The organism is Natronospirillum operosum (assembly GCF_004768465.1).
Lineage (GTDB): Bacteria > Pseudomonadota > Gammaproteobacteria > Pseudomonadales > Natronospirillaceae > Natronospirillum > Natronospirillum operosum.
On sequence record NZ_SRMF01000026.1, the window covers coordinates 1 to 2,164 of the forward strand.

A 2,164-nucleotide genomic window follows, 5' to 3' on the forward strand; every position below is an offset into this window, starting at 1 on the left:
TGTCAGCGCCAGTGGTAAAAGTCCGTGAAATGACAACTTAGTTTGTCCGCCCGACCCGCATGACCTTTCCTTGTAGGTGACGAAACCGAAGAGGAAAAGGTCATGCTAAGCCGAGAGGACTTTTTCATGATAAAGCAGCTGAGACAGCAAGGTACATACCTGGAAGATATTGCACGGCGCATCGGATGCTCTGAGCGCACTGTGCGCCGTCGTCTTAAGGACGATAAACCACTGACCGGCAGGCCCAAGAAGAAGCAGCCTGCCAAGCTGGACCCCTACAAGCCATTTATCGACGAACAGCTGGATAATGACATCTGGAATGCGGAAGTGCTGTATCAGATGATCCGGGAGCGCGGCTATAACGGTTGTCGTTCATCAGTTCGTCAGTACGTTCAGCCCAAGCGCCCGTTGCGCAGCAGCCGCAAAACCGTGCGCTTTGAGACGGAGCCTGGGCATCAGCTCCAACATGACTGGGGCGAGTTGTTCAGCGATATTGGAGCACAACGGGTCAAGGTCTATATCGCCGTCAACACCTTGGGTTATTCGCGTTGTTTTCACGTCTGGGCAGCCCCCAGTCTGGATGCCGAACACACCTATGAGTCCATTGTGCGTTCGCTGCGTTATTTTGGCGGCGTGCCCCGGGATGTCCTGGTCGATAACCAGAAAGCGGCAGTACTCAGACATGTCAGCGGTGCTCCGGTAGTCTTCAACGAAGGCTTCCTCGCCCTGGCACATCACTATGGGTTCAGGGCTAAGGCCTGTCGCCCTATGCGCCCCAGAACCAAGGGCAAGACAGAGCGCATGGTTGGTTATGTGAAACACCACTTCTTTCAACGCTATCGTCGCTTTGAGAGCTTTGCCCACCTCAATCAATTACTGGAACAGTGGCTGCAGACAACAGCTGACCAGCGCCTGCTTCGCCAGTTCGACCAGACGCCAGCGCAGCGCTTTGCTGATGAAGCAAGCGCCTTAAAGCCACTGCCGGCCATAGACTTCGATACAAGGTATCGCGATGTTCGATGTGTCTCGTGGGACGGTTATATCGAAGTGCGTAGCAACCGGTACAGCGTCCCAGAGACCCACTGCAATCAGATCGTGACGGTTCGCATCAGTCTGGATGATGAATTAACCGTCTACAGCCATGATGACCAGGTGTTATGCCGCCATCGCTTACAGGATCGCAGTCAGGGCTGGCAAACTCAGCCCGTACATCATGCGTCACTGTGGCAGCAGGCAACCGCAGTCGAGAAACGCCAACTGAGCGTCTACGAGGAGGTTTTGTCATGAACCTCGAATCACTCCTCGAGCGTCTTAAAATGGACCACCTGCAGGCCGCACTGGATGGCCTGTGCGAGCACGCCAGCAAAAAGGATCTCAGCTATCGCGAGTTCCTTGAGCAGGCTCTGGAACAGGAATGGGGTGGCCGGCACCAGAAAGGGCTGGAGGGCCGCCTCAAGCAGGCGCGCCTACCTTGGGTGAAGACCTTGGAGCAGTTCGACTTCTCGTTCCAGCCCAGCATTGATCGCAAGACCATCAGAGAACTATCTGGGCTTGGGTTCGTGGAACGTGGTGAAAATGTCGTGCTTCTTGGTCCTCCGGGTGTTGGTAAAACTCATCTGGCCGTGGCTCTGGGTGTAAAATCGGCCGAAGCTGGCCACCGCGTGATGTTCATGACGCTTGACCGCCTGGTGACTACCCTGAGCAAGGCCCGACAGGAGAACCGGTTGGATCGGCAACTGAAGCAGCTGACTTATCCGAAGGTGCTGATCCTGGATGAAATAGGCTACTTGCCCATGAACCGAGAGGAAGCCAGCCTGTTCTTCCGGTTGATCAACCGTCGATATGAGAAGGCGCCTACCATCCTGACCTCCAACAAGAGCTTCATGGACTGGGGTGAGGTCTTCGGTGACCAAGTTATCGCAACCGCAATCCTAGACCGGCTACTGCATCACTCAACCACGATCAACATCAAGGGTGAAAGCTACCGGCTCAAGGAAAAACGGAAAGCAGGCCTGGTCGCAGGAACCCAACTTAAAACATCAACCAACGAAGAGGAGATCGCAGACGAAGCCATCACGGAATAGCAAAAACCGGACAAACGAAGTTGCCAATGACCGGACATTCCTAGTTGGCAAAAAGCGGACAATCTAAGTTGGTGTTGACA

At 54.5% G+C, this 2,164-nt stretch carries 2 protein-coding genes; both read left to right on the forward strand.

Going from position 1 to position 2,164, the window contains the following annotated elements:
- Positions 1 to 102 precede the first annotated feature (102 nt).
- On the forward strand, positions 103 to 1,287 hold the full coding sequence (istA, locus tag E4656_RS20105; RefSeq protein WP_135485115.1) for an IS21 family transposase: 1,185 nt from the start codon (positions 103 to 105) through the stop codon (positions 1,285 to 1,287).
- Positions 1,284 to 2,084, forward strand: coding sequence for an IS21-like element helper ATPase IstB (gene istB, locus E4656_RS20110; protein ID WP_135485116.1), 801 nt, complete (start codon positions 1,284 to 1,286; stop codon positions 2,082 to 2,084). Before istA ends, istB begins: the two co-directional genes overlap by 4 nt.
- Positions 2,085 to 2,164: the final 80 nt, after the last annotated feature.